This window comes from Nonomuraea sp. H19 (assembly GCF_052068215.1).
Taxonomy (GTDB): Bacteria; Actinomycetota; Actinomycetes; order Streptosporangiales; family Streptosporangiaceae; genus Nonomuraea.
On sequence record NZ_JBQHCV010000009.1, the window covers coordinates 274,933 to 301,086 of the forward strand.

General features: G+C 69.2%; 25 protein-coding genes. 12 read left to right on the top strand and 13 right to left on the bottom strand.

What is annotated here, in order from left to right; all coding sequences use genetic code 11:
* Window position 1: 1 nt before the first annotated feature.
* The 4 genes from ACTMTI_RS22170 to ACTMTI_RS22185 all read left to right on the top strand — a co-directional run bounded on the left by ACTMTI_RS22170 (window position 2) and on the right by ACTMTI_RS22185 (window position 4,165).
* On the top strand, window positions 2-625 hold the full coding sequence (locus ACTMTI_RS22170) for a hypothetical protein (protein ID WP_441122360.1): 624 nt from the start codon (window positions 2-4) through the stop codon (window positions 623-625).
* Window positions 622-1,719: a C40 family peptidase gene (locus ACTMTI_RS22175; protein WP_441122361.1), complete on the top strand. Its 1,098-nt coding sequence runs from the start codon at window positions 622-624 to the stop codon at window positions 1,717-1,719. Before ACTMTI_RS22170 ends, ACTMTI_RS22175 begins: the two co-directional genes overlap by 4 nt.
* Before the next feature lie 123 nt (window positions 1,720-1,842).
* Window positions 1,843-2,232 (top strand): (deoxy)nucleoside triphosphate pyrophosphohydrolase, encoded by a 390-nt coding sequence (locus tag ACTMTI_RS22180; protein ID WP_441122362.1) that lies wholly within the window; start codon window positions 1,843-1,845, stop codon window positions 2,230-2,232.
* A 664-nt stretch (window positions 2,233-2,896) separates the two neighbouring features.
* Window positions 2,897-4,165, top strand: a complete 1,269-nt coding sequence (locus ACTMTI_RS22185; protein WP_441122363.1) for a hypothetical protein — start codon at window positions 2,897-2,899, stop codon at window positions 4,163-4,165.
* Between the two features lie 31 nt (window positions 4,166-4,196).
* On the opposite strand, the gene ACTMTI_RS22190 is transcribed toward ACTMTI_RS22185, so the two are convergent.
* From ACTMTI_RS22190 to ACTMTI_RS22220, 7 genes are all read right to left on the bottom strand, one after another.
* Complete coding sequence (locus ACTMTI_RS22190) at window positions 4,197-4,949, bottom strand: succinate dehydrogenase/fumarate reductase iron-sulfur subunit (protein ID WP_441122364.1); 753 nt, start codon at window positions 4,947-4,949, stop codon at window positions 4,197-4,199.
* On the bottom strand, window positions 4,946-6,847 hold the full coding sequence (locus ACTMTI_RS22195) for a fumarate reductase/succinate dehydrogenase flavoprotein subunit (protein ID WP_441122365.1): 1,902 nt from the start codon (window positions 6,845-6,847) through the stop codon (window positions 4,946-4,948). The genes ACTMTI_RS22190 and ACTMTI_RS22195 overlap by 4 nt, the downstream gene beginning before the upstream one ends.
* A 12-nt stretch (window positions 6,848-6,859) precedes the next feature.
* Window positions 6,860-7,651 carry a hypothetical protein gene (locus ACTMTI_RS22200; protein ID WP_441122366.1) on the bottom strand — a complete coding sequence of 264 codons (792 nt, stop codon included), beginning with the start codon at window positions 7,649-7,651 and terminating at the stop codon, window positions 6,860-6,862.
* Between the two features lie 193 nt (window positions 7,652-7,844).
* Window positions 7,845-8,294, bottom strand: coding sequence for a response regulator (locus ACTMTI_RS22205; protein ID WP_441122367.1), 450 nt, complete (start codon window positions 8,292-8,294; stop codon window positions 7,845-7,847).
* Entirely contained in the window at window positions 8,287-9,432 is a 1,146-nt protein-coding gene (locus tag ACTMTI_RS22210; RefSeq protein WP_441122368.1) for a sensor histidine kinase, read from the bottom strand. The genes ACTMTI_RS22205 and ACTMTI_RS22210 overlap by 8 nt, the downstream gene beginning before the upstream one ends.
* Complete coding sequence (locus tag ACTMTI_RS22215) at window positions 9,429-10,562, bottom strand: PP2C family protein-serine/threonine phosphatase (protein WP_441122369.1); 1,134 nt, start codon at window positions 10,560-10,562, stop codon at window positions 9,429-9,431. Before ACTMTI_RS22215 ends, ACTMTI_RS22210 begins: the two co-directional genes overlap by 4 nt.
* Window positions 10,563-10,596: 34 nt before the next feature.
* Entirely contained in the window at window positions 10,597-11,526 is a 930-nt protein-coding gene (locus tag ACTMTI_RS22220; RefSeq protein ID WP_441122370.1) for a LysR family transcriptional regulator, read from the bottom strand.
* Window positions 11,527-11,659: 133 nt separating this feature from the next.
* Here ACTMTI_RS22220 and ACTMTI_RS22225 point away from each other — a divergent pair, with 133 nt between their 5' ends.
* From ACTMTI_RS22225 to ACTMTI_RS22250, 6 genes are all read left to right on the top strand, one after another.
* Window positions 11,660-12,409: a succinate dehydrogenase cytochrome b subunit gene (locus tag ACTMTI_RS22225; RefSeq protein ID WP_441122371.1), complete on the top strand. Its 750-nt coding sequence runs from the start codon at window positions 11,660-11,662 to the stop codon at window positions 12,407-12,409.
* Window positions 12,406-14,328 carry a fumarate reductase/succinate dehydrogenase flavoprotein subunit gene (locus ACTMTI_RS22230; protein WP_441122372.1) on the top strand — a complete coding sequence of 641 codons (1,923 nt, stop codon included), beginning with the start codon at window positions 12,406-12,408 and terminating at the stop codon, window positions 14,326-14,328. The genes ACTMTI_RS22225 and ACTMTI_RS22230 overlap by 4 nt, the downstream gene beginning before the upstream one ends.
* Window positions 14,325-15,065 carry a succinate dehydrogenase/fumarate reductase iron-sulfur subunit gene (locus ACTMTI_RS22235; protein WP_441122373.1) on the top strand — a complete coding sequence of 247 codons (741 nt, stop codon included), beginning with the start codon at window positions 14,325-14,327 and terminating at the stop codon, window positions 15,063-15,065. The genes ACTMTI_RS22230 and ACTMTI_RS22235 overlap by 4 nt, the downstream gene beginning before the upstream one ends.
* A 214-nt stretch (window positions 15,066-15,279) precedes the next feature.
* Entirely contained in the window at window positions 15,280-16,131 is an 852-nt protein-coding gene (locus ACTMTI_RS22240) for a hypothetical protein (protein ID WP_441122374.1), read from the top strand.
* Window positions 16,132-16,216: 85 nt separating this feature from the next.
* On the top strand, window positions 16,217-16,738 hold the full coding sequence (locus tag ACTMTI_RS22245) for an RNA polymerase sigma factor (RefSeq protein ID WP_441122375.1): 522 nt from the start codon (window positions 16,217-16,219) through the stop codon (window positions 16,736-16,738).
* Window positions 16,735-17,922, top strand: a complete 1,188-nt coding sequence (locus tag ACTMTI_RS22250; RefSeq protein ID WP_441122376.1) for a CU044_5270 family protein — start codon at window positions 16,735-16,737, stop codon at window positions 17,920-17,922. Before ACTMTI_RS22245 ends, ACTMTI_RS22250 begins: the two co-directional genes overlap by 4 nt.
* 24 nt (window positions 17,923-17,946) lie before the next feature.
* Here the strand turns inward: ACTMTI_RS22250 and ACTMTI_RS22255 are convergent, their stop codons facing one another.
* Genes ACTMTI_RS22255 through ACTMTI_RS22265 form a run of 3 tightly spaced genes read right to left on the bottom strand, consistent with a single transcriptional unit; the run spans window position 17,947 to window position 19,302 of the window.
* A complete protein-coding gene (locus tag ACTMTI_RS22255; protein WP_441122377.1) occupies window positions 17,947-18,354 on the bottom strand; it encodes a hypothetical protein in 408 nt (135 codons plus the stop codon).
* Window positions 18,351-18,599: a hypothetical protein gene (locus ACTMTI_RS22260; RefSeq protein WP_441122378.1), complete on the bottom strand. Its 249-nt coding sequence runs from the start codon at window positions 18,597-18,599 to the stop codon at window positions 18,351-18,353. The genes ACTMTI_RS22255 and ACTMTI_RS22260 overlap by 4 nt, the downstream gene beginning before the upstream one ends.
* A gap of 58 nt (window positions 18,600-18,657) precedes the next feature.
* Entirely contained in the window at window positions 18,658-19,302 is a 645-nt protein-coding gene (locus tag ACTMTI_RS22265) for a TetR/AcrR family transcriptional regulator (RefSeq protein ID WP_441122379.1), read from the bottom strand.
* 79 nt (window positions 19,303-19,381) lie between these two features.
* Here ACTMTI_RS22265 and ACTMTI_RS22270 point away from each other — a divergent pair, with 79 nt between their 5' ends.
* Window positions 19,382-20,806: a DHA2 family efflux MFS transporter permease subunit gene (locus ACTMTI_RS22270; RefSeq protein WP_441122380.1), complete on the top strand. Its 1,425-nt coding sequence runs from the start codon at window positions 19,382-19,384 to the stop codon at window positions 20,804-20,806.
* Entirely contained in the window at window positions 20,803-21,570 is a 768-nt protein-coding gene (locus ACTMTI_RS22275) for an SDR family NAD(P)-dependent oxidoreductase (protein ID WP_441122381.1), read from the top strand. Before ACTMTI_RS22270 ends, ACTMTI_RS22275 begins: the two co-directional genes overlap by 4 nt.
* Window positions 21,571-21,731: 161 nt before the next feature.
* Here the strand turns inward: ACTMTI_RS22275 and ACTMTI_RS22280 are convergent, their stop codons facing one another.
* From ACTMTI_RS22280 to ACTMTI_RS22290, 3 genes are all read right to left on the bottom strand, one after another.
* Window positions 21,732-22,190: a hypothetical protein gene (locus ACTMTI_RS22280; RefSeq protein WP_441122382.1), complete on the bottom strand. Its 459-nt coding sequence runs from the start codon at window positions 22,188-22,190 to the stop codon at window positions 21,732-21,734.
* 178 nt (window positions 22,191-22,368) lie between these two features.
* A complete protein-coding gene (locus ACTMTI_RS22285) occupies window positions 22,369-23,028 on the bottom strand; it encodes a M15 family metallopeptidase (RefSeq protein ID WP_441122383.1) in 660 nt (219 codons plus the stop codon).
* A gap of 108 nt (window positions 23,029-23,136) precedes the next feature.
* Window positions 23,137-26,154 (bottom strand): AfsR/SARP family transcriptional regulator, encoded by a 3,018-nt coding sequence (locus ACTMTI_RS22290; protein ID WP_441122384.1) that lies wholly within the window; start codon window positions 26,152-26,154, stop codon window positions 23,137-23,139.

Sequence of the window (26,154 nt, forward strand, 5' to 3'; positions counted from 1 at the left end):
CATGGCGCAGCCAGGTGACAGGCGGGGGGTGGCCTTCGCCGCCATCGTCGTGGTCATCGGCGCGGTCGGTATCTACCTCACCTTCGGGCCGGACTCCGAGGAGACGGCCGCGCCCCAGCCCGTGACGAGCCGCGCCGCCGGCGCGCCCGCCGCCTCCAGCACGCCGCTGGCCACCGCCAGCGCCGCCCCGTTCGACGTCTACTCCTACCTGCCGATGAAGAAGGAGCAGCTCGCCGCGGCGGCGGACCTGGCCGAACGGTTCACCGCCGCGTACGGCACGTTCAGGTACGACGAGGATCCCGCGGCCTACGCCACCCGGGTGAAGGCGTACACGACGGTCGAGCTCGGCAACGTCCTGACCCGCACGATCACCTCGGCGGGCACCGTCGCGCAGAACCGCGACGACCAAGTGGTCTCCACGGCCACGGCCCGGGTGAAGGAGATCAGGCAGATCGACAAGACCTCGATCATCTTCGTCGTCATCGGGATCAGGCAGGTGGACGCGAAGAGCGGCGACAAAGCGGTCAGCGAGGATTACGCGGTCACGGTGACCCAGTCCGGCGCCGACTGGCGGGTCTTCGACATCCTGCCGGCCAACGAAGGACAGGACGGTGACGCGGAGTGAGCATCTCACGCGCGCGCCTCGCCCTGCTGATCGGACTGGCGGGGATGCTGCTGCTGGTGCTGGTCGTCGTGTCGCCGATGCTGCTGATCTCGATGCCGTCCTTCCTCGACAACGGCGGCGGCACCTCCCCCGACTGCCAGGACACCGCGCAGGTGCAGGAGGCGTCGGACTCGGCCGCCGCCGACATCCCCGGCGACTACCTGGAGCTGTACAAGGAGCACGGCAAGAAGATCGGCGTTCAGTGGAACATCCTGGCCGCCGTGGGCAAGCGCGAGACCGACCACGGCCGCTCCAACCTGCCCGGCGTCAAGAGCGGCACCAACTACGCGGGCGCCGCGGGGCCGATGCAGTTCCTGATCTCCACGTGGGGCGGCAAAGCCAGGATCCCGATGTCGTCGACGTTCAACGGGTACGCCTCCGACGGCGACGGCGACGGCATCGGCGACGTGTACAACCCGGCCGACGCCATCCTCGGCGCCGCGAAGATGCTCAAGCGCAACGGGGCCCCCGAGAACGTTCGGCAGGCGCTGTTCGTCTACAACCGCGCCTGGTGGTACGTCGATCAGGTCGAGGAGATCGCCAGGAAATACGCCAAGTCCGGCGACGTCGAGGTGCCGCCGGAGGCGTCGGACGAGTGCGACGAGCCGCTGGTCGAAGCCGCGCCCAACGACGTCGTGGCCAAGATCCTGCAGTTCGCGCTGGCGCAGCGCGGCAAGCCGTACCTGTGGGGTGGCACGGGGCCGGACGCGTTCGACTGCTCGGGCGTGATCTACGCGGCCTACAAGGAGGCCGGGCTGACGATCCCGCGGACGACGTTCACGCAGTGGCCGTTCGGTGTGAAGGTGTTAGAAGGGCAGGAGCAGCCGGGCGACCTGGTGTTCTTCAACGCGGGACCGGGCACCGGGCCCAACAACCCCGGACACGTCGGTCTGGTGGTGTCGAAGGGCAAGATGCTGGAAGCCCGGTGCCGGCTGTGCGGGCCGATCAAGGTCACCAGCTACCAGGCCCGTGACACGCTCATGGGCTTCACCCGCCCCCTGCAGAACCCCGAGGTGCTGGAGCAGCTCAAGAGGCTGCAGAATGCGTCCCTATGAGGAATCTCGACACATGGGCCGGCGAGGGAGTGCCGTCGCCTGGAGGAGCGGCGGGAGCGAAGCGACCAGAGCGGGGGAAGGCGGCGGCGTCTGGCGACCGAGCCCGCCGAACGGAGTGAGGCAATGAAGACAGTCGTGGCTGCGGTGATCGTCGCCTCCGGCGGCCGGGTGCTCGCCGCCCAGCGGGCGGAGCCCGCGGCGCTCGCGGGGGGCTGGGAGTTCCCCGGCGGCAAGGTGGACCCGGGCGAAGGCGAGGCGGAGGCGCTGGTCCGCGAGTGCCGCGAGGAACTCGGCGTGGAGATCGCGGTGGGCGAGCGGGTCGGGGGCGACTGGCCCCTGTCCGAGGGGTACGTGCTGCGCGTCTGGCTGTGCTCCCTGGCCTCGGGCACGCCGGAGCCCAGAGAGCACCTGGCGCTGCGGTGGCTGGGGCCCGACGAGTATTACGACGTCGACTGGCTGGGTGCCGACCTGCCCATCATGAAGAGCGTGGAGAGTCTGCTCCTGCGTGATTGAGTCCTCCCTCTCTGTGACAGAATGGTTACTAGGCGTTATTTTGGCGCAAGGGGCAATCTGTCGCGCCAGTGTCACAACGGGGGAGTGGGAGTCGATGCGTCGTCGTGGCTGGATCCTGGCTGGGGCAGTCATCCTGGCGGCGGTGCCCTCCGTGCCCGTGACGGCGGCAGGAGTGTCGCTGGTGCTCGAGCGGGTCGATGACCCCGAGGGTGCCGGGAAGTGGGTCAGGACGGGGGACGTGCAACGATTTCGGGTGCGGCTGAACGGGATGACGTCGGGGGCGAGCGTGACCGCCGGCCCGGACGCCACGCCCGAGCACCCTCGCCCCAGCATGTCGCGGACTCCGGGGGAAAGCCCCTGCGACGGCGTGCCGCAGCACGGGGCGGCGCCCTTGCCATGGGAGACGGTGGCCGCCACGGAACGGGTCCGGCCCGCGCCCGAACGGGGCAGCCCGTTGAAAGGGCCCCAAGGACATTTGCTGGCCGCGGGCGGGATCGGAACGCTACTAGGGGCCCTGTGGCTGATTGGCACGGTACAACGCCACAAAGAGCGTAGAGTGATGGAGTAATGGTCTTTACTGTTACTTTGACCCGACTAGTATTCCCTTGACCAAGGTTTCGGGACTGCGCGGAGGGCACCGGTGGCACGCAGGCGAGCGACGGCCGTGTCCGCTATCGTCCTCGCGCTGGGTTTGACCGGCGCCGGGGCGGCGCCCTTCATCATGCAAAGCGCGAGCGCGTCCGTGACGGCCGCGTTCGATCCGCCCGTCGAGCCCTGCGATGTCGGTGACACGACCTGCGAGACCACGCCGGAGACCACCGTCACCGTCACGACCACCCTAGGCTCGCCCACGCCCGAGGAGTCGCCGGAGACGACGATCACCACGACCGTCACCGCGACTCCGACGAAGGCCACCAAGACCCCGACGCCGAAGAAGACCACCTCGGCCCCCGCGACCACGCAGGCGCCCAGCACGCCTACGCAGAACCTGCAGCCGGTGCCCTCACAGAGCGTCGAGGTGCCGCCCACCACCGCGGAGACCACTCCCGAGCAGTCCGTCCAGATGCCGACGGTCGCGCCCGAGACGAGCGCGCCCGTGCTGCCGACCGAGACGGAGGTCGCCTCCTCCGAGGAGGTGCCGCTGGAGCTGCGTGGCGCGGCGCCGGAGTTCGACCAGCGGACGCTGACGCAGAAGCTCAGCATCCCGGCTCTGGTGCTGGTCCTGCTCGCGCTCTTCGCCGTGCTGATCTTCGAGGGGCGGCTGCGCCGCATGGCGCACGCGGCGGCCGTACGCAAGGCCGGACCGCAGCACATGGGAGGGCGCCCGGACATGCCGCCTCCCGGCGGCGGCTACCCGACCGGCCCCGGCTATCCGGCCGGCCCCGGTTACGTCTCGGCGGGCTTCCCGGCACCCGGCTATCCGGGCGGGACGGCGTACGCGCCGATCATCAGCTTCGTCCCCGTGCAGACCTACCCGAGCGGCCCGGTCGTCTACCAGGACCCAGGCCAGCCGTACCCGCCCCAGGGATACGCGCAGGAGCCATCGGCGGAGCCGCCCGTCGTGCTGCACCCGGACGAGTTCGACTCCTACAACCACGAGCCGCCCAAGGCCAAGGAATACCGCGACCCGTTCGAGCCCCTGGTCCCGCCGGCCGAGCCGCCCGCGGACATTCCGCCCGGCGGCGCGAGTTCGTACGAGGACGGACAGGAGCACCCGCTCGGTCCGATCCCGGCAGCGGAACCCGGCGACTCCGAGCCGTGGCAGGAGGGGCGGTCCCTGTTCGAGCCTGCCCAGAGCGCCGCTGAGGGCTACGAGCCGCCGCCGTACCTGCCTGCGGACGAGGACGTGACCGCCGTCCAGCCGATGCCGCAGCAGGAGCCCACCAAGGAGATGCCGGACTCCACGCGCAAGCGCTTCCGCCGGTCCAAGTAAAAAGGGGGCCGGTGAACCGGCCCCCCAACCGCTACTTGGCGCGTTTGAAGATCTTGTTGCCGAGCCACACCAGCGGGTCGTACTTCCGGTCCACCACGCGCTCCTTCATCGGGATCAGCGCGTTGTCGGTGATCTTGATGTGCTCGGGGCAGACCTCGGTGCAGCACTTGGTGATGTTGCAGTAGCCGAGCCCGTGTTCCTCCTGGGCCGACTCCTGCCGGTCCGCCACGTCATACGGGTGCATGTCCAGCTCGGCGATCCGCATGAGGAAGCGGGGACCGGAGAAGTTGGTCTTGTTCTCCTCGTGGTCGCGGATCACGTGGCAGATGTTGTTGCACATGAAGCACTCGATGCACTTGCGGAACTCCTGGGACCGCTCGACGTCGACCTGCTTCATGCGGTATTCGCCGGGGCGTACGCCCGCCGGCGGCGTGAAGGACGGGACTTCCCTGGCCTTCTGGTAGTTGTAGGAGACGTCCGTGACGAGGTCCTTGATGACGGGGAAGGTCCGCATCGGCGTGACCGTGATGGTCTCGTCCTCCTCGAAGGTGGACATGCGGGTCATGCAGCCCAGCCGCGGCTTGCCGTTGATCTCCATGCTGCACGAGCCGCACTTGCCCGCCTTGCAGTTCCAGCGCACCGCCAGGTCGGGCGCCTGCGTGGCCTGCAGCCTGTGGATGATGTCGAGGACGACCTCGCCCTCGTTGACCTCCACGGTGAAGTCCTCGAGCCTGCCCTCTCCGCCCTCACCGCGCCAGACCTTGAACTTTGCCTTGTAGCTCATGACTTCGCTATCCCGTCGAACTCGGCCATCTCTTCGTCGGTGAGGTATTTCTTCAGCTCGTCCCGGTCGAAAAGGCTGATCAGGTCGTCCCGCATGGACGGCTGGACCTTCTCCTCGACCTTGACGACCGAGCCGTCCTCGGTGGAGCAGACGAGCAGCTTGCGGCGCCAGCCCGGGTCCATGCCCGGGAAGTCGTCGCGGGTGTGCCCGCCGCGGCTCTCCTCACGCAGCAGTGCGGCCCTGGCCACGCACTCCGACACCAGCACCATGTTGCGCAGGTCGATCGCGAGATGCCAACCCGGGTTGTAGATGCGGGACCCGGCGGCCCCCACCATGCGCACGCGCTCCTTCAGCTTCTCCACGACCTGCAGCGCCTCGCCGACCTCCTCGGCCTTGCGGATGATGCCGACCAGGTCGTTCATCGTGCGCTGCAGCTCGTGGTGGACCTCGTAGGGGTTCTCGCCGCTGCGCCCGAGCGGCGCCAGCGCCTCCTCCCGCGCCTCGTCCACCTGCTCCGGGGCGAGCTTGGGCCGGGCGGCGAGCCCTTCCACGTACGCCGCCGCGCCCGCGCCCGCCCGGCGCCCGAACACCAGCAGGTCGGACAGCGAGTTGCCGCCCAGCCGGTTGGAGCCGTGCATGCCGCCGGACACCTCGCCCGCGGCGAACAGCCCCGGTACGGCAGCCGCCCCGGTGTCCGCGTCCACCTCGACGCCGCCCATGATGTAGTGGCAGGTCGGGCCCACCTGCATGGGCTCGGCGGTGATGTCGACGTCGGCCAGCTCCTTGAACTGGTGGTGCATCGACGGCAGCCGCTTCTTGATCTCCTCGGCCGGCAGCCGGGTGGACACGTCGAGGAATACGCCGCCCTGGGGCGAACCGCGCCCGGCCTTCACCTCGGCGTTGATCGCGCGGGCCACCTCGTCACGCGGCAGCAGCTCCGGCGGGCGCCGGTTGTTGGCCTGGTCGGTGTACCAGCGGTCGCCCTCCTCCTCGGTGGTGGCGTACTTGTCCTTGAACACCTCGGGGATGTAGTCGAACATGAAGCGCCGGCCCTCGGAGTTGCGCAGCACGCCGCCGTCGCCGCGGACGGACTCGGTGACGAGGATGCCGCGCACGGACGGCGGCCAGACCATCCCGGTGGGGTGGAACTGGATGAACTCCATGTTGATCAGCTTCGCGCCGGCGAGGAGCGCCAGGGCGTGGCCGTCGCCGGTGTACTCCCAGGAGTTGGAGGTGACGACGTACGACTTGCCGATGCCGCCGGTGGCCAGGACCACGGCCGGGGCGTCGAAGAGGATGAAGTTGCCGGTCTCGCGCCAGTAGCCGAACGCGCCGGAGATCCGGTCGCCGTCCTTGAGCAGGCGGGTGACCGTGCACTCGGCGAAGACCTTGATGTAGGCCTCGTAGTCGCCGTGCTTCTCGTAGTCCTCCTGCTGCAGCGCCACCACGCGCTGCTGCAGCGTGCGGATCAGCTCCAGCCCGGTACGGTCGCCCACGTGTGCGAGCCGTGGGTACTCGTGCCCGCCGAAGTTCCGCTGGCTGATCTTGCCGTCCTTGGTGCGGTCGAACAGCGCGCCCCAGGCCTCCAGCTCCCAGACGCGGTCCGGCGCCTCCTTGGCGTGCAGTTCGGCCATCCGCCAGTTGTTGAGGAACTTGCCGCCGCGCATGGTGTCGCGGAAGTGCACCATCCAGTTGTCACTGGGGTTGACGTTGCCCAGGGCCGCGGCCGCGCCGCCCTCGGCCATGACCGTGTGCGCCTTGCCGAACAGCGACTTGCACACGATCGCCGTCCGCTTGCCCTGCTGGCGAGCCTCGATGGCGGCGCGCAGCCCGGCGCCGCCCGCGCCGATGACGACGACGTCATATTCGTGAAGCTCTGTGTTAAGCGAGTTTTCCACTGAAAGCTGTCCTTACGCGTACGGGAAGGCGATGATGCCCTTGGCCACCAGGCGGACGTACAGGTCGGCACCCATGACCGAGAACATCGAGGCCCACGCGAGGGGTTGGTGCTTGGCGTTGAGCTTGGAGACGAACGTCCAGGCCCGGTAGCGCAGCGGGTGACGGGAGAAGTGGTTGAGCCGTCCCGCGGTGATGTGCCTGCAGGAGTGGCAGCCCAGCGTGTAGCCCCAGATGAGCACCACGTTGAGCAGCAGGATCCAGGTGCCCAGCCCGAGCGGCGTGTGGACGAGCGCCAGGATCGCGTCGTAGGTGAGGACGGAGCCGATGAGCAGGGCGCCGTAGAAGAAGTAGCGGTGGATGTTCTGGAAGATCAGCGGGAAGCGGGTCTCACCGGTGTACTTCCCATGCGGCTCCTGCACGGCGCAGGCGGCCGGCGCCAGCCAGAACGACCGGTAATACGACTTTCGGTAGTAATAGCAGGTCAGCCGGAAGCCGCCGGGCAGGCCGAGGATCAGCAGCCCCGGCGGCAGCGCGTACCAGTCGCCGAACGGTGCCAGGCCGAGGAACCTCGCCCCCTCGGGGCACGCGGTCGCCAGACATGGCGACGAGAACGGGGCGATGTACTCCGACCCTGGCACGTAGTAGCTGGTATCGAAGATCGCCCACACGCCGTAGACAAGGAACGTGCTGAGCCCGAGGAATGTCAGCAGCGGCACCAGCCACCATCTGTCCGTGCGCAGCGTGCGTACTTTGACTTGCGCACGCTGCCTTCTGGCCGAAGCTTCGGGCGTCGTCTGGGTCATCGCGGACCTCTCCACCTCCCGCGGACCCTGTTCGCGCAGGGGGTCCGTGGTTTCGTTTCGCTGGGCGCGCGTACGGCGGTATCCGCTCAAGCGCGCGTTGGTGGGGGATACGTTACGACGACCGCATCGCATTTTGTGAGCGGGGTCACTCACTTTTTCGATGACCGGCTGTGATTCCTGTCACGTAGGCCCGTCAGAGGCGCTGCCCCTGGCTGGGCAACTTAACCACAGTCACGAAAAAATCATCTATCTGCCGGACAACCCGGATAAATTGCTCAAAGTCCACCGGCTTGGAGACGTACGCGTTGGCGTGCAACCGGTAGCTGTGCAGGATGTCCTCCTCCGCCTCCGACGTCGTCAAGATCACCACGGGGATCGTGCGCAACGCCTGGTCCGCCTTGACCTCGCGCAGCACCTCCATGCCGCTCATCCGCGGCAGGTTGAGGTCGAGCAGGATGAGGTCCGGGCGCGGCGCCTCCGCGAAGCCCTCCTCCCGGCGCAGGAACGCCATGGCCTGCTCACCGTCGTTGACCACGTTGAGGCGGTTGCGGACCTTGTTGAAGTCGAAGGCCTCCTTGGTGAGCAGGATGTCCCCTTGATCGTCCTCCACCAGGAGGACCTCGATGGGGCGCCAGTCAGTCATCGTCGTCTCCAGCCGCGGGTAGCGTCCAGCGGAACGTCGAGCCCTGGCCCTCCGCGCCGCGGTCGAGCCACAGCTGTCCGCCGTGGTACTCGACGATCTTGCGGCACAGTGCCAGGCCGATGCCAGTCCCTGGATACACGTCGCGGGGGTGGAGACGCTGGAATATCAGGAATATGCGGTCGGCGTACTTGGGCTCGATGCCGATTCCGTTGTCCGAGCAGGTGAACTCCCATTTGTCGCCGGATCGCCGCACCCCGATGTGGACGCGCGGCGGCTCCTCGGAGCGGAACTTCATGGCGTTCTCGATCAGGTTCTGGAACAGCTGCGTGAGCTGCAGCCGGTTGCCCTTGACCTTGGGCAGCTCGTCCCTGGTGACCGTGGTGCCGGTGTCCTCGATGGTGGCCGACAGGTTCTCCAGCGCCGAGTTCAGCGCCTCGTCGGAGTCGATCACGGTGCGCTCGCCGGTGACCCGGCCGACCCGCGAGAAGTCCAGCAGGTCGTTGATCAGCAGCTGCATGCGCTTCGCGCCGTCGACCGCGTAATGGATGTACTGCCTGGCCCGCTCGTCGAGCTGCGGACCGTAGCGCTGTTCCAGCATCTGGGTGAAGCTGGCCACCTTGCGCAGCGGCTCCTGCAGGTCGTGGCTGGCCACGTAGGCGAACTGCTCCAGCTCGCTGTTCGACCTGCGCAGTTCCTCTGTCTGCTCGGTGGCCACGCGCCAGGCCGACACGATGCGGCCGCGCATGGAGTCGGCGTGGCTGGACAGCTCGGCGAGCTCCGCCGGCCGGTCCACCTGCAGGGTGTGGTCGAAGTCGCCGGCGGCGACCTTGCGGATCTGCTCGGTGAGCTGGTCGATGGGCTTCAGCACGGCATAGCGCACGATGATCGCCAGCCCTATGCCGCAGGCCAGCAACACGGTGAACAGCACGATCAATGCCGCGTTCAGCCGGTTGAGCTGCGCGGCCACGTCGGGCCGCTCGTTGATCTCCAGGGCCCGCATGCTCATCGACAAGGTGACCGCGACCCCGGTCACGAACGCCACGCCGGCCACCGCGCCGGTGAACAGGAACCAGCGGGCCACGGGCAGCCGGCCCAGCCCGATCGGCTCCCTGGGAGGAGGCAGCGGATGGATGCTCATGCTCTCCTCCTGCCCACCAGGACCACGGCCAGATCGTCGCTCAGCGTGCCCACGTGCCGGATGAGCCGGTCGAGGTCGATGGCGCCGTGCTCGCGTACGAGCTTGACCAAGCCTTCCACGCCCAGCAGTTCCTTGTGCTCGCCCACGGCGGCCTCGATCAGGCCGTCGGTGTAGAGCATCATCGACCACTTCTCGCCCAGCGGCACGTCGATCACCGACCATTCCGCGTCGGGGAAGATCCCGAGCGGCGGGCCCGACGGGGCGCCGGGGACCACTTCCACGTGGCCGTCGCGCACCAGCACGGGCGGCGGGTGCCCGACCACGCGCATCCTGGCGAGCCGCAGATCCGGGGTGATCGTCGCCATGCACAGCGTGGTGAAGATCTCCGGGGCCTTGCGCTCGGCCCGCAGCAGCATGTCGAGCGTGCGCAGCAGTTTGTCCCCCGTCTGACCGGCCAGCACCAGCGTGCGCCACGCGATGCGCATGGCTACGCCGAGCGCGGCCTCGTCGGGGCCGTGCCCGCACACGTCGCCCACCACGATGTGCACCGCGCCGTCCGGGGTCTGCACCGAGTCCAGGAAGTCGCCGGCCAGCGTCCCGCCGCTGCCCGGCAGGTAACGCGTGGTGTGCTCGATCTCGTCGGTGTGCAGCAGCGCGACGGGCAGCAGGTGACGCTGCATCCTGGCGTTCTCCTTGGCGATCAGCTCCGCCTGCATGAGCCTGAGCTGGGCCTGGTCGGCCCGCTTGCGCTCCATGGCGTATCTGATGGACCTGGCCAGCAGCCGCGCGTCGACGTCCTGCTTGACCAGGTAGTCCTGCGCCCCGGCCTGCACCGCGGCGACGCCCAGCCGGACGTTCCTGAGCCCGGTGAGCACCAGCACGGCCGCGTGCGGCGCCAGCGCCAGCACCGCCTCCAGGGCCTCCAGCCGGTTCGCGTCGGGCAATGAGAGGTCGACGAGCACGCACTGGATGTTGGAGGTCAGCTTGACCTTGGCCTCCTGCAGGCTCCGCGCCCGGAAGATCTTCGGCGGCGCGACGGCCTGCTCGAGCAACTGCTCGACGAGGAAGGCGTCGCCGTCGTCGTCTTCGACGAGGAGCAGCGTCAGCGTTTCCGAGAGATTTGCTGTCACAAACCGCCTCACCGAGAATCCGACACGTTGCTGCTCATTCTGCGATGAGCTCTACCCCTTGTGGAAGCGTGCCCTCTCGCCCAGCTTCCACCACAAAAGTCAGTAAGGTCTCTCTGAACGCCTGCGCGGCCGTGGTCGGCTCGACATCCTTGCGGTGGGCCAGCGCGATCGTACGGCTGAGCCCCGGCGGCGCGAGCGGCGTGCCCGACAGCCCAGGGCGCCCGTCGAGCACCATGGAGGGCACCACGGCCACACCCAGCCCCGCCTCCACGAACCGCAGCACCGCGTCCATCTCGCCGCCCTGCACCGCGAACGCGGGCTCGAAGCCCGCCTGCCGGCACGCCGCCAGCGTCGCCTCCCGAAGGTCGTAGCCGCGCCGGAACATCACCATCTGGCGCCCGCGCAGGTCCTCGATCTCCATGTACGGGCTTCGCGTGTGCTCATGCGACGGCGAGACGACCACGAGGTTCTCCCGCAGGATCTCCTCGGTGACCAGCGAGGGGTCGTCGCTCTGCAGCGGCATGATGATCAATGACAGGTCGAGCTGCCCCCTGGCCAGCGCCCGCACCAGGTCACGCGAGCCGCCCTCCTCGACCAGCAGCTCGATCCCCGGGTACGCGTGATGGAAGCGGGCCAGCGCGTCGGCCAGCAGCCCCGCGCAGAGCGACGGCGTGGCACCCAGCCGCACCCGCCCCCGGCGCAGCCCGGCGAGCTGGGCCACCTCCTGCCTGGCGGTGTCGGCGTCGGCGAGCATCCGCCGGGCGAGCGGCAGCAGCGCCTCGCCGGCCGGGGTGAGGGTGACGTTGCCGCGGGCCCGCGAGAACAGCGGCGCCCCGAGATCGGTCTCCAGGGCCTTGATCTGCTTGCTCAGCGACGGCTGCGCGACCCGCATGCGCTCGGCGGCCTGGGTGAAGTGCCTGGTCTCCGCGACGGCGACGAAGTAGGCCAGTTGTTGCAACTGCATGTGATTTTCCTCGCACCGGCCGACCGGTTTTCCGGGAAAAGGCCCTACATACCAGCATCATAGCCCGCGGCTATGGAAACCAGGCCCGCCATGACTTGGACGGATCATCGCTGGGTACTTAGCGTCTGAAGACGTGACTGCGACGATTGAGCGCGGCGCCGCTACAGCGCCTGTTACACCTCCCGATAGCACTCCCAAGCGTAAGCAGAACGGCGGGTTCCTCGGCTCGTCGAACGGCAAGAAGGTCGTCATGGCCGTCACGGGCGCCATCATGGTGCTCTTCCTGATCGGCCACATGCTGGGGAACCTCAAGATCTTCTTGGGCGAGGACTCCTTCAACGACTACGCCCACGCGCTGCGCACGCTGGGGGAGCCGCTGCTGCCGTACCGGACGCTGCTGACGGTCATCGAGCTCGTCCTGGTCGCCTCGGTCGTCCTGCACATGTGGGCCGCGATCTCGCTCGCCCGCCGCGCCGGCAAGGCCAGGCCGGTCAAGTACGTCTCCAAGAAGTCGCAGGCCGGCGGCTACACCACGCACATCATGCGGTTCGGCGGGCTGACGATCGCGCTCTTCGTCGTCTGGCACCTGCTCGACCTGACCTTCGGCGTCGTCAACCCCAAGGGTTACGACTCCGCCCCGGCCGACCGCATGATCGCCGACTTCCAGCCGTCCCGGTGGTGGATGACGCTGGTCTACGTCGTCGCCGTCGTCTTGGTCGGCCTGCACCTGCGGCACGGCGTCTGGAGCGCCTTCCAGACGCTCGGCTGGGCCAACCAGGCCCGCAACCGCGTCCTTCGCATGAGTGCGGGACTGATCTCCGCGGTGCTGGTGCTCGGTTTCGTGGCCCCGCCCCTCGCGATCATGTTCGGAGTTGTGAAGTGAAGTACACCGAAGGTCCGGAGATCCGCGACGCCAAGGCCCCCGCTGGTCCCATCGAGGAGCGGTGGGAGAAGCGGAAGTTCGGCGCCAAGCTGGTCAACCCGGCCAACAAGCGCAAGCTCCACGTGATCGTGGTCGGCACCGGCCTGGCCGGCGGCTCGGCCGCGGCGACGCTCGGCGAGCTGGGCTACAACGTCACGTCCTTCTGCTACCAGGACACCCCGCGCCGCGCGCACTCGATCGCCGCGCAGGGCGGGATCAACGCCGCCAAGAACTACCGCGGCGACGGCGACAGCATTTATCGGCTCTTCTACGACACCGTCAAGGGCGGCGACTTCCGCGCCCGCGAGTCGAACGTCTACCGCCTCGCCCAGGTTTCGGTGAACATCATCGACCAGGCCGTCGCGCAGGGCGTGCCGTTCGCCCGCGAGTACGGTGGCCTGCTGGACACCCGCTCGTTCGGTGGCGCCCAGGTCTCCCGCACCTTCTACGCGCGCGGCCAGACGGGCCAGCAGTTGCTGCTGGGGGCGTACCAGGCGCTGGAGCGGCAGATCGCGGCCGGGACCGTGACCATGCACACCCGGCACGAGATGCTCGACGTGATCGTCGCCGACGGGCGGGCGCGCGGCATCATCGTGCGCGACATGGTGACCGGTGAGATCGAGCGCCACCTGGCCGACGCCGTGGTGCTGGCCACCGGCGGCTACGGCAACGTCTTCTTCCTGTCCACGAACGCCAAGGGCTGCAACACGACGGCGATCTGGCGGGCGCACGAGCGCGGCGCGTACTTCGCCAACCCCTGCTACACGCAGATCCACCCGACCTGCATCCCGGTGTCGGGCGAGTACCAGTCGAAGCTGACGCTGATGTCGGAGTCGCTGCGCAACGACGGCCGCGTGTGGGTGCCGCTGCGCAAGAACGACACCCGCGCCCCCGGGGACATCCCGGAGGACGAGCGCGACTACTACCTGGAGCGCATCTACCCGGCCTTCGGCAACCTCGTCCCCCGGGACATCGCCTCGCGGGCCGCCAAGAACGTCTGCGACGAGGGCCGCGGCGTCGGCCCCGGCGGGCTGGGCGTCTACCTGGACTTCCGCGACGCCATCAACCGGCTCGGGCGCGACGCGGTGGAGAAGAAGTACGGCAACCTCTTCGAGATGTACGAGCGCATCACCGGCGAGAACCCGTACGACGTGCCGATGCGGATCTACCCGGCAGTCCACTACACGATGGGCGGCCTGTGGGTGGACTACGACCTGCAGTCGACGATCCCGGGCCTGTTCGTCATCGGCGAGGCGAACTTCTCCGACCACGGCGCGAACCGTCTGGGCGCCTCCGCGCTGATGCAGGGGCTGGCCGACGGATATTTCGTCCTTCCGACCACGATCGGTGACTACCTGGCCGCGGGCCCGTTCGGCGAGGTCGACGAGTCGGCCGTGGCCGAGGCCGAGATCAAGGTCCGGAACAAGATCGAGCGTCTCCTGTCCGTGAACGGCACCCGCACCCCCGACTCCTTCCACCGCGAGCTCGGCAAGCTCATGTGGGACTACTGCGGCATGGAGCGCACCGAGGAGTCGCTGCGCAAGGCGCTGGAGCGCATCCCCGAGCTGCGCGCGGAGTTCTGGCAGAACGTCAAGGTGACCGGCACCTCCGAGGAGCTCAACCAGGTGTTGGAGCGGGCCGGGCGGGTCGCGGACTTCTTCGACCTGGCCGAGCTCATGTGCCTGGACGCCCTGGTCCGCAGCGAGTCCTGCGGCGGCCACTTCCGCGCCGAGTCCCAGGACTCCGACGGCGAGGCCCTGCGCGACGACGACAACTTCGCGCACGTCTCGGCGTGGGAGTGGGGAGCCGACGGCCCGATCCTGCACAAGGAACCGCTCGAGTACGAGTACGTCAAGATGACCCAGCGGAGCTACAAGTGAACCTGACCCTTAAGGTCTGGCGTCAGAGCGGCCCTTCGGACGCGGGACGAATGGTGACGTACCGCGTTGAGGACGTCTCCCCGGACATGTCCTTCCTGGAGATGCTCGACGTCCTCAACGAGCGCCTCATCCTCGAGGGCGACGACCCGATCGCCTTCGACCACGACTGCCGCGAGGGCATCTGCGGCATGTGCGGCATGGTCATCAACGGCGTGGCCCACGGCGAGCAGCGCGCCACGACGACCTGCCAGCTCCACATGCGCCACTTCGAGGACAACGCCACGATCACCATCGAGCCGTGGCGCGCGGCCCCGTTCCCGGTCGTCAAGGACCTGGTCGTGGACCGCAGCGCGTTCGACCGCATCATCCAGGCGGGCGGCTTCGTCTCCGTCCCGGCCGGCTCGGCACCGGACGCCCACAGCGTGCCTGTGCGCAAGGAGGACGCGGACGCGGCCTTCGACGCGGCCACCTGCATCGGCTGCGGCGCCTGCGTGGCGGCCTGCCCGAACGGCTCGGCCTCGCTGTTCACCGCCGCCAAGATCACCCACCTGAGCCTGCTGCCCCAGGGCCAGCCGGAGCGCCTGTCGCGCGCCAAGGCCATGGTGGACCAGATGGACGCGGAGGGGTTCGGCGGCTGCACGAACACGGGCGAGTGCACGGCGGTCTGCCCGAAGGGCATCCCGCTGGACACGATCGCGCAGATGAACAGCGATTATCTGAAGGCGAACGCCAAGTAGGTCTCCTGCGGCCCCCGCCCGTTGCCCGCCTGGGTGGGGGCTACTTCCACACACTCAACGCCGCGCTCGCCGGCAAGGGCGTCTACGTAGGGGCGGTCAACGTCGGCGCGCTGATCGAGGCAGCGTGCCGCACCAGGCGATCGCGTCGTCCAGCGAGCCGCTCGGGTTCGAGCCGGTTAAGTGACGTCCATGCTGAAGCCGCCGCGAGTCCTGTGTGGATCCGCCGCAGGCTCCCGGCGAAGTGGATGCCTGGGCTCCGGCCACCGTGCTGGACCCGCGGCAGGCGCTCTACTCCGGAAGTGAAGCGGAGTATCTGCTGCGTGAGGATCCGAAGTTCACCGGAAGCGCGTTGCACTACGCGATCATCAATGCTGTCGCGAACGGTGCCACGAGTCCGGCGAAGATCGGTGGGTTGCTGGAGCAGCCGCGCTCGTCACTGACCCGGCCCATCGACGCGCTGGCGAGCGCGGGATACCTCCGGTACGAGACCGATCCACTGTGGGAAAGACGTCCAGTGATCACCATTGCCGATCCCATCGTCCGGTTCCACAACCTGATCACCGTCCCACAGCATGATCTCGTGGAGACGGGCCAGTCGGCAGAGGCGTGGCGTCGTTCGCGGCCCACCTTTGTCGCTCGCATCCTGGGACCTCACTTCGAGAGTTGCGCCAGGGCGTGGCTTCGGGCCCAGGCCGACCCGGCGCTGCGAGGTGATGCCGGCCTGGTGACGGGGACCGTCGTCAACGACAGGAAGGGGCAGGCCAAGCACGAGATCGACGTCGTCGCTCTGGACAAGCGGTCAGGGAGGGCGCATATCAGCCTCATCGGCGAGGCGAAGGCCACGGTCACCCGGCGGAGCGTGGCGGATCTCGACCGGCTCGATCGTCTCAAAGAGCTGCTGACCGAGCATGGGCACGACACCGCGTCGGCCGTCTTGGCACTGTTCTCGATGGAGGGTTTCCAGCCGGATCTCGTCAGTGCGGCACGCCGCAGGGAAGACGTTCTCCTGGTCGATCTGTCTGCCCTGTTCGGTGTGGGCGAGCCCGTGGTGGTTCCGCGCAAATGAAATTTCGGGCTGAGGCGTAACAAGAAGGACGTTCGGACCACTTCCTGGTGTCAGAAGCACGCATCCCGAACGAAGGGGCTGGGCGGTGGCGGATGATTCGCACCGGTTCACCGGCATGTACGACGAATGCCGACAACGTGTGTGGGCCTACGTGGTCAGTCGCGCGGGGCGGCAGGTGGCGGACGAGGTGGTGAGCGAGACGTTCGCGATCGCCTGGCGGCGCCTGGACGACGTGCCGGAGCCGGCCCTGCCGTGGCTGCTCGGCGTCGCCCGTAACGTGCTGCGCGACAACGTACGGGCCGAGGCGCGCAGGGAAGCGCTGGCAGCGGAGCTGCGGGCCTGGACCGAGGGCGATGTGGCGGATCAGGTGACCGAGCGGATGGGGGTGCTCCGGGCGCTGGCCGCGTTGCCGGAGGACGACCGGGAAATCCTGATGCTGGTCGCCTGGCATGGGCTGTCGCCGAAGGAGGCCGCTCGCGTCATCGGATGCTCGTCGGCGGCGTTCCGCGTACGGCTGCATCGGGCCCGCAAGCGGCTCGCCCGCACGATGGAGCCCGCGCAACCAGCCCTGCCCCACGTTCGGAACCTCAGCGAGGAGTGGTCATGAACCCCATCGACGAGCTCAGGGCCGCCCGCCCCGCGCATCTCGGCGACCGGCCGGTGGACCCGCGCACCAGGGCCGCCGAGTTGGCCCACGCCATGTCGCAGCCGCGGCCGGTGCGGCGCCGGCGCAAGACGGTCAGGCCCGTGTGGGGCGTCGGCCTCGCCGGGGCGGTGGCGGCCGCGGCGGCGGTGGCCGTCGTCATCTCCGGGAACGGGGTGGCGCCGGCTCCGCGGGCGCCCGACGGCGGCCCGCTCGCCGCCACCGCCACGACCGGGCCGGACGGCAGCAGCTCCACGACAAGGCCGGACGGCACGGCGGTGCCGAAGGTCACCCTGTCGGCGCGGCAGGTGTTGCTGGCCGCGGCCGAGAAGGCGGACCGGCAGACCGAGAGCGCCGGGGACTACTGGCACACCGAGTCGGTGCGGCAGACCGTGTTCAGCGCGGCGCAGGGCTACCAGGTCATGGTGAAGGAACGGTCGGAGATGTGGACGCCCAGCGCCACCGGCGGCGAGCAGTGGAGCCGCAGCCAGTCCCTGGGTGCGCGGCCGGCCACCGAGGAGGACCGGCGGGCGTGGGAGCGGGCCGGCTCCCCGGCCGAGATCGAGGTCGCGGTGCCCGGCAAGGGCAAGCCGATGCCGCTGGCGCTGGAGACCTCGCCGGGTAAGGTGCGGACCAGCCGCAGTCCTCTGGTGGACGGGGACAAGGTGTTCTGGCTGGGACGCAACGTCACGATGAAGGACCTGCGCGACTTGCCTGGCGACCCGGACGAGCTCAAGAAGTGGCTGCTGCGCTCGTACAAGGGCCACGACACGGAGTCCTCCAGCGTCCCGATGGGGTCCGACGTCTGGCTGTTCAAGGTGAGCGTGGGCCTGATCACGGATATGCCGGTGACGCCGCAGGTACGCGGGGCCGCGTTCCGCATGCTCGCCGAGCTCGACACCGTCAAGGTCATCGAGAATGTCACGGACGCGCAGGGCCGCCAGGGCACGGCCGTGGCCATCGAGGAGGGCGTCAAGAGCTCCGCCGTCCTGGAGAACCGGCTGATCTTCGACGAGGCGAGCGGCCAGGCACTCGGCACCGAGGACGTCGTGGTGAAGCCCGCCGGCCTCCAGGCGGGGCTCGAGCCCGGCACGGTGTTCAACTCCTACGCCATCCTCAAGGCGGGCTGGACCGACACCAAGCCTTGACCTCGCGCATCGGGGCCCGCTGGACTATCCGGTCTGGCGGGCCTCGTCGTTGGCGTTGGTGCGGATCTGCTGGATGCGCTGCTTGGTCAGGCCGAGCAGCTCACCGATGTCGGCGTCCGACAGGCCGAGCTCGTGCATGTGCTTGACGCGTTTCTTAAGCGTACGCGTGTAGTCCTCGGCGATCGCGGCGGCCTGGCGCTGGAGGGCGGCGAAGTCGTCGAGGTCCTGCTCCGACAGGCCGGGCAGGGCGTAGTGGAAGACCGGCTTCGGCGGCCGGGCGCGATCGGTGAACAGGAACGGAAGCCCCTCGGCGACATCCCCGTGCAGTTCCTTCAGCGTACGGGCCGACATGCCGCCGGCCACGCCGTCCACCTTGGCCAGCCATAGGTTGCCGGCCATGGTGACGTGGACGTCAACGCGGTCTGCGGTCATCGAGCCTCCAGCCAATCGTCGCCGAACAGGTGCGCGAGCCCCTGTTCGAGGGAGTCCACCAGGTGCGGGGTCTCCCCGGGGTACAGCGGGACGATCGCGCGGGCCACGACGCGGCCCTCGGCATCCCATAGCAGGAGGAATCGCTGGCGTTTTGTCGTTTCCGCCCAGTCGCAGCGCAAGCCATGGAGGTGGGAGAGCCTGATGATCCGGTCGCGGATGCCCGCGTAGTCGTCTCGTTCCACCACACGCGGCAGACTATATCCCTTGTTCACCATCGACAAGACTTCTTGTCGGCATGATTGTCTATGGCGTGTCGGGTTCGTCCGGTCCCCAAACGCGAAGGAACGTCCGTGTCGCGGCCTGCGCCATGCCCCGCACCTCGTCGTCGTCCAGCGTGCGGGTCCCCAGCTGGGAGCGGGCCTCAAGCGGGCCTGTGAGCAGGGCCATGAGCTGCTCGGCCGCCAGGTCGGGGTCCGTGGCGCGCAGCCGGCCGGCGAGCGTGAGCCGGGCCAGCCGGTCGGCGAGGGCCTGGTTGAGCCGGTCGGGGCCGCTGTCCTTCACGATGTCGAGGATCTCGGGGAACCTCTTGATCTCCGAGTGGAGCAGGCGGCGTAGCGCGCACGAGCGGTCGTCGGTGTGCAGGCGGAGCAGCGCGTAGCCGACGTCCTCCAGTGTGGTGGGCAGGTCGTCGCCGGGGTTGGCGAGCGACTCCAGGGTCACCAGGCGCTCGTTCAGCGACGTCCGGGCGGCGGCCTCGATCGCGTTCTTGAAGAGGGTGGCTTTGTCGGTCAGGTGGTTGTACACCGTCGGCTTGGCCACGCCCGCCTCATCGGCGATCTCCTGCACGCAGGCCTGGGCGTAGCCCTGGCGGGCGAACACAGTGAACGCGCCTTCCAGGATCGCCTCCCGCTTGTCGATGCGGCCGCGCGAGGAGGTGGTGCTGCTCATGTCCTCGATTGTACCCGCTGGTTCAACGAGATGAACGACCCGGTTGCGTGTTGACGCATAGGGCTATTACGTTGAACCCATGAGTTCAATTCCGCCGGACGAGGATCGTCTGGACACGCGGCTGCTGTGGATGATCGTCGTGGTGCTCCTCGGCGGGCTGCTGGGCATCCTCAACAGCACGATGGCCGCCGTCGCCACCGACACGCTCGCCACGGCCTTCGGCACCTCGCTGAGTACGATCGGCTGGACGTCCACCGGATTCCTGCTGGCCGTGACCGCGACCATCCCGTTCACCACGTGGGCCGTCGACCGGTTCGGCGGCAAGCGGCTGTGGCTGGCCGGCCTGCTGCTGTTCCTGGCCGGGTCGCTCGGCACGGGACTGGCCTGGAACGTCGGCAGCCTGATCGCCTTCCGCGTGCTGCAGGGGTTCGGGGCCGGGCTGCTCGATCCGCTCGTACTGATCCTGCTGGCCCGAGCGGCCGGGCCGCACCGCGCCGGACGGGTGATGGGCCTGATGGGAGTGGTGCTGTCCCTTGGGCCGGTGCTCGGGCCGATAGCGGGCGGGGCCGTGCTCGACAGCCTCGAATGGCGGTGGATGTTCCTGCTCAGCGTGCCTTTCGGCGCCATCGCGTACGTGCTCGCCCTCCGCGTCATTCCCGCCGATGAGCCGGCTGGGACGTCGGCGGCGCGGCTCGACGTACTCGGACTGGCGCTGCTCGGCCCCGGCTTCGCGGCCGTCGTGCTGGCCTTGTCGCAGACGGCCGAGCAGGGAGCATTCGCCGCCTGGCAGGTGCTGACACCGCTGGGTGCGGGAGTGGCGCTGCTGCTCGGCTACGCGCTGAGGCCGAGAAGCGTCAACGAGGCGCTGATCGACCTGCGGCTGTTCGCCAACCGGGGGTTCAGCGCGAGCGTCACGATCATGGGGCTCGGCGGGCTGGCCCTGTTCGCCGCGCTGTTCGCCCTGCCCCTGTACCACCAGCAGGCGCACGGCTCCGGCGTGCTCGCCGCCGGGCTGATGATGGCCCCGCTCGGGCTCGGCGGCGCGGTCGCCATGCCGCTGGCCGGGCGCCTGTCGGACCGGCTCGGCGCCCGCGGCCTGGCCACCGGCGGCGCGGTCGTGGCGGTGCTGAGCGCGCTGGCCTTCACCCGCATCGGTACGGAGACCCCGCAGGTGTGGCCGATGCTGGCGGCGTTCGCGCTCGGCCTGGGCTGCGGCTGTTTCAGCGCGCCGACGATGGGATCGCTCTACCGCACCCTGCCGGGGCCCATGGTGGCGCAGGGCAGCTCGGTGCTCTACATGCTCAACCAGCTCGGCGCGGCCCTCGGCGTCGCCCTCGTCACGCTCGTCCTGCAAACTGCCGGCGACCCGATCACCGGTTTCCACGGCGTCTTCTGGCTCGCCGCCGGCGCGATCGTGATCGTCCTGGCCGCCATCCCGCTCCTGCCCGGCAGGCCTGAGGCGGCCGCGCGACCCGTACCCGAAGACCTGGCGAGGACCTCATGAAGACAGTGGTGATCACCGGCGGGACGGACGGGATGGGCAAGGCGCTCGCCCGCACGTACGTGGAGCGAGGCGACACGGTCGTCACCGTCGGCCGCGACCCGCGCAAGGCGGTGCCCGGGGCCGCGTTCATCCCAGCGGACCTGAGCCTGATCAGCGAGAACAGGCGGGTGATCGAGCAGATCAACGCCGCGTACCCAGCCGTGGACGCGCTCGTGTTGTGCGCCCGCTATTTCCGTACGAGCCGGTTCGTGACGGCGGAGGGGGTGGAGGGGACGTTCGCGCTGGACTACCTGAGCCGGTTCCTGCTCAGCCACGGCCTCAACCGGCCCGGCGTGATCGTCAACGTGTCGGGGCCAGGTCAGCCGGACGGGCGCATCCACTGGGACGATCTCATGCTGCAGCGCGGCTACTCCGGCGTGACGGCGCAGTTCCAGGCCGGGAAGGCGAACGACCTGCTCGGGGTGGCCTTCGCGGCGCGAGGCCGCCGTACCCGATATGTGCTGATCCATCCTGGAAGCGTGTCCACCGGCGTCGCCGGCCAGTACGACGCGACGACCGCCCCGCACGCCGAGGCGCTCAAGAGGTACGGGATGCCGGTGGAAGAGGGGATCAAGCCGATCGTCGCCCGCCTCGACGATCCGCCTGCCGAGCCGCTCAGCGCCTTCATCCGAGAGCGGCGGCTCGGCCTGGACCTGCCCTCCTTCGACCGGCGGGCCGCAGAACGGCTGCACGAGCTGACCTCGGAACTGATTGGCTCTGTATAAGGGCCAGCTCGGCCGGTTGGATGAGGGCATGATGAAGACCGAAACCACAGCTCCCGTATCGATCCCCCAGGCCATGGGCACTTTCGGCGCTATTTTGGCGTATCGGCCCGGACGAAGATCAGGCACCACCTGGCACGCGTGCCGTACGCGTGTTCAGGAACTCACACCCACCAGGTGATGCACTTGGCCGGGCTGCCGCCCATGATGTTGTCCTTCGCGCAGGCCTTGTAACCCCAGCCGGCCTTGCTGCGGTGCGCCTTGGAGTAGGTGGTCTTGCTGTTGATCGGTGTAGAGCCGCTGGATTCCCACTTCTTCGTCGAGGGGTTGTAAACCTCCAGCCAGAGATTGTCGTTGCTGCCCATATTGCCGGCGGGGTTGGGGACCCGAGCCCACAGGTAGTAGTTGCCGCCCCACTTGCCCGACCGGATCTGCAGCGTGTACTTGTCAGGCGTGACCGTGACCGTCTGCGACGTCACCGTGCCCACGTTGGTGGCGTACTTCGGTGCGCTGGACGACCAGTAGTTCGCCGCCTGGGCGCTGGAGGTGCTCATGGCCAGCGTGGCCGCCGCCACCAAGCCCACGGTGCCGATAGACGCGATGCGCCCCACGATCTTCCGCATGCGTATGCTCTTCTCCTTCTGACGACTCCTTGTCTCGCCAGACCCTAGGGAGCGCCGGTATAGCGCGGGTACGCCGCGACGGGCCGGAGAAGGTCGGGTCGACAATTGGGATGGGTCGGGGTTGCGGCTTCCCGGCGAGAGGTGGGGCCGTCCACCGTACGTGAGTGGCGGATGCGGATCACGTACGGAGGCCTACGGCCGGGCCGTAGATCGCGTAGCGGGCGCCGGTGGTGAATGCCCAGTAGCGGTCCCCGTAGGACCAGTGCCACCACTCCGTCGGGTAGTTGACGAACCCCCCGGACGTCATGGCGCTGCCCAGCGCGCGACGGTTGCGCCGGGCCTCCTCGGAGGTGCCGGCGAAGGCGGTGTAGCAGGCCTCGTCGCTCTCCGGAGGGGTGGCGTTGACCTGCGTGCCCATGGGGATCTCGACTCCGTCGTCCGTGCACAGGGTCAGGTCCACTGCGCCGCCGGTGACATGTGGCGCGACCTCGGGAGGCGAGACGTATTTGGCCGCTTCACGCCAGGCGCGATCCTCGTCCCACTCCGGATGCGCGGCGTGCAGCCCGGCGCACGATTCCGCGAAGTATCGCTCCTGCAACGTGTACGGGCGCAGGCCCTCCACCACCAGGAGCCGCAGCCCGCGCGGCAACTGGGTCTGCGCCGCCACCAGGCGATCGGCCACGGTCAGCCGTACATGAGCGAAGATTCCCTCCGCGTCGGCGAGGCGGGGGTCGACCCGGATGGCCGGCACTTCGCGGAGGTCGACCAGCGGTTCGTCGCACTCCTTCACCACCAGCGCGGCTATCCGCGGGTCTGACAGGAGCACCAGGTCGGTCATGCGAGCCTCCGGGATCGAACGTGCAGCGGCCCCTTGCGGAGACGCCGACGCTCATGATGCGCCCGGCTGCTACAAGAACGCTGTAATCGGTTCTACAGAGGAAGGCCGCTACCGCAGGAGCTCGCCGTACTCGCGGGAGCCGTGCAGCCGGAAGATCTCCAGCGCCTCGGCCCTGGTCAGCTCCGCCGTGGCCTGATCGCCGAGGGCATGGTGCACGTTGGCGAGGTCGCGCAGGACGCGGGCGCGGAACACCGCGGAGGACACGGCGTCCCACACTCGGAGCGACTCCTCCAGGTTGTTCTTGGCCTGGTAGAGACGGCCCTCCGCCAGGTCGAGCTCGCCGAGGTTACGCAGCGCGCACGCCTCGCCGAAGCGGTCGCCCAATTCGCGCGCCACGGAGAGCGCCTCCTGGAGCGGCGTCCTGGCCTCGTCGTGCTTGCCGCGGCGGAGGCGCACCTTGGCGAGCGCGCGCTGGCAGTACGCGACGAGCAACCGGTCGCCGATCGAGTCGCAGATGTCCAGTGCCTGCAGGGCCGTCTGCTCCGCTTGGCCGAGCTCGCCCTTCGCCCGGTGATACAGGGAGATGCTGCGCAGTGTCAGCCCTTCACCGCGCCGGACGCCCTCCTCCCGGTAGAGCGACAGAGCGGTGTTGAGTTCGGTCCATGACGACCGGTAGTCGCCCTGTTCGAGATGTACGGTGCCCATGAGCCGCTTGACGTGCGCCATCGCCGCCTGGTCCGGCTGCCCGGCCCACAACTCCTCGGCCCGGTGGAGGAAGTGCAGCGCCTCCGGCAAGTAGCCCTGCTCGCGGCAGGCGGCGCCGAGCGCGGTGAGGGTGGCCGCCTCGCCGCGGACGTCCTTCGCCGAGCGGAACATCGACAGTGCCTGGCCGAGATGCTCGCGCGCTTCGGCGTAGCGGTCGCGTTCGTAGAGGAGCTGACCGAGCCCGGCCAGCAGGGTGGCCTGGCCGATGGCGTTGTCGCCCCGCCGAGCGGCGGCCAGCGCGGCCTCGTGGACGCGGTGCAAGCCCGCGAACGGGTTGTCGAAGACGTGCTGGCTGCCCTCGAAGGAGTACGACAGCGCGGAGGCCAGCTCGACGGCGATCTCGTGGAGGTCGAGCGCCGCCGCCAGCTCGATGGCCACGATCAGCGGCTCCTCCTCGGTCCTGAACCAGCCGTGCGGGTCGGCCAGCACGGCGTGCTCCACCTCCGCGTCGACGGGATGGGTCAACCGGTAGCTGGAGCGCAGGGGAATCCACCCCGTGGGCGCGGCCTTGCTGAGCCGTTCGATCAGCCATAACCAGCCACCCAGCACCCTGGTCACCGTGGCGACGCGCGCCGCCTCGGTCTCCTCCGCCTCGGCCCGCTCCCTGGCGAACAGCCGGATGAGATCGTGCAGCCGGTAACGGATCTGACCGGTGGCGTCCACCCCCTGCACTCCGGCGAGCGAGGCGTCCACGAGCTGCTCCAGCAGGTCCTCGGCTTCGTCCTGGCCGCTCTCGATGGCCGCGGCCGCGACCCACGCGGAGAAGTACGGCAGGCCGAGCAGGCCCAGGCGGCGTAACACGGTCTTGGCGGGCAGAGGCAACAGCTCGTAGCTGAGGCCGATGCTCGCACGCACTTCCTGGTCGCCCACGGCCAGCTCGTCGAGCCTCCGCTGCTCGTCGGCCAACCGCTCGGCGAGGCGTTCCGCCGACCAGTGGCGGCGGGAAGCGAGGCGCGCCCCCGCGATCCGCAGGGCGAGGGGCAGGCCGCCGCACTGCCGTACGATCCGGCGGGCCGCGTCGGAACCCGCGGCGACCCTGTCCGGTCCGGCGATCCGGGAGAGCAGCTCGACGGCGGCGGCCAAGTGAAGCACACCGAGATCGATGAACGTGGCACCGGCAAGGCCGGCGAGCCGGCTGCGCGAGGTGACGATCACACCGCACCCGGCCGTCCCCGGCAGGAGCGGCCGTACCTGTCCCTCGGAGCCGGCGTCCTCGAGGACGACCAGCTTGCGGCGGGCGGCGAGGAGGGAGCGATAACGGGCGGCGCGTTCCTCCAGCGTGGGCGGGAGCGGCGTCGCCGAGGGGTCGAGATCGCGCAGCAGCCGGCCGAGCACCTCCTCGGGCGTGGCCGGTGCCTCCGACGTGCCGCGCAGCTCGACGTGGAGCTGCCCGTCAGGGTAGAGCTCGGCGATCTCATGGGCGGTGTGGAGGGCGAGCGCGGACTTTCCCGCCCCTCCCGGCCCCGAGATGACACAGACGGGCATGGAGCCGGGCTTGGTGAGGTGGGCACGCAGCGTCGCGACCTCGTCGTCGCGGCCCGTGAAGTCGGGCGGTGGCGGCGGAAGCTGACGGAGCGGGGCCGCGACGGTGGTCGTCTCGGGCTCAGCGGCTATCAGCAGGGACGGGTCCGAGCGCAGGATCAGCTCGTGCGCCTCTCGCAGCTCGGGCCCCGGCTCGATGCCCAGCTCCTCGATCAGCGCCTGCCTGCCCTCGCGGAAGACGGCGAGGGCGTCGGCCTGCCGGCCGGCTCGGTAGAGGACCACCATGTGGGCACGGCGTAGCCGCTCCCTGGTCGGGTGCAGGGCGACCAGCCGGGTGAGCTCGTCGATGAGCCGTTCAGCGGGGCCCGCCGCCATGTCCGCCGCGACGCGCTCCTCGATGACCGTGAGCCGCAGCTCGTCCAGCCTGGCGGCCTCGGCGGTGAGGAAGGAGTTGCCGATGCCGCCGAAGGCGGGGCCGCGCCAGAGCGCGAGGGCCGTGCGCATGGAGTCGGCCGCCTCACGGTGGCGTTCCTCCCGGGCCGCTCGCCGTCCCTCGGCGACGTGCCGCTCGAAGACATTCCTGTCGATCGCGTCGGCCGGTACGTCGGCGAGGTATCCGGCCCGGTGGGAGACGATCACCCCGGCCATTTCCGCGTTCTCGAACGACCGGCGCAGGGACGCGATGTAGGTCTGGAGCACCGCCCGCGCGGTGGGTGGCGGGTCCTCTCCCCAGACGGCCTCCATGAGGCGCTCGGCGGGAACCACCCGGCCCGGATCGAGCAGCAGGGCCGCCAGCAGGGCCCGTGGTTTGGCTCCTCCCAGTGGCACCTCACTGTCGGCGCGCCACGCCTCTACCGGCCCGAGAAGCCGTAAGTCCAT

Coding starts and splice junctions, on each gene's coding strand:
- ACTMTI_RS22200 (WP_441122366.1), bottom strand. CDS start 7,651: ATGACCCAGACGACGCCCGAAGCTTCGGCCAGAAGGCAGCGTGCGCAA.
- ACTMTI_RS22180 (WP_441122362.1), top strand. CDS start 1,843: ATGAAGACAGTCGTGGCTGCGGTGATCGTCGCCTCCGGCGGCCGGGTG.
- ACTMTI_RS22270 (WP_441122380.1), top strand. CDS start 19,382: ATGAGTTCAATTCCGCCGGACGAGGATCGTCTGGACACGCGGCTGCTG.
- ACTMTI_RS22250 (WP_441122376.1), top strand. CDS start 16,735: ATGAACCCCATCGACGAGCTCAGGGCCGCCCGCCCCGCGCATCTCGGC.
- ACTMTI_RS22290 (WP_441122384.1), bottom strand. CDS start 26,154: ATGGACTTACGGCTTCTCGGGCCGGTAGAGGCGTGGCGCGCCGACAGT.
- ACTMTI_RS22205 (WP_441122367.1), bottom strand. CDS start 8,294: ATGACTGACTGGCGCCCCATCGAGGTCCTCCTGGTGGAGGACGATCAA.
- ACTMTI_RS22285 (WP_441122383.1), bottom strand. CDS start 23,028: ATGACCGACCTGGTGCTCCTGTCAGACCCGCGGATAGCCGCGCTGGTG.
- ACTMTI_RS22170 (WP_441122360.1), top strand. CDS start 2: ATGGCGCAGCCAGGTGACAGGCGGGGGGTGGCCTTCGCCGCCATCGTC.
- ACTMTI_RS22210 (WP_441122368.1), bottom strand. CDS start 9,432: ATGAGCATCCATCCGCTGCCTCCTCCCAGGGAGCCGATCGGGCTGGGC.
- ACTMTI_RS22255 (WP_441122377.1), bottom strand. CDS start 18,354: ATGACCGCAGACCGCGTTGACGTCCACGTCACCATGGCCGGCAACCTA.
- ACTMTI_RS22220 (WP_441122370.1), bottom strand. CDS start 11,526: ATGCAGTTGCAACAACTGGCCTACTTCGTCGCCGTCGCGGAGACCAGG.
- ACTMTI_RS22265 (WP_441122379.1), bottom strand. CDS start 19,302: ATGAGCAGCACCACCTCCTCGCGCGGCCGCATCGACAAGCGGGAGGCG.
- ACTMTI_RS22190 (WP_441122364.1), bottom strand. CDS start 4,949: ATGAGCTACAAGGCAAAGTTCAAGGTCTGGCGCGGTGAGGGCGGAGAG.
- ACTMTI_RS22275 (WP_441122381.1), top strand. CDS start 20,803: ATGAAGACAGTGGTGATCACCGGCGGGACGGACGGGATGGGCAAGGCG.
- ACTMTI_RS22280 (WP_441122382.1), bottom strand. CDS start 22,190: ATGCGGAAGATCGTGGGGCGCATCGCGTCTATCGGCACCGTGGGCTTG.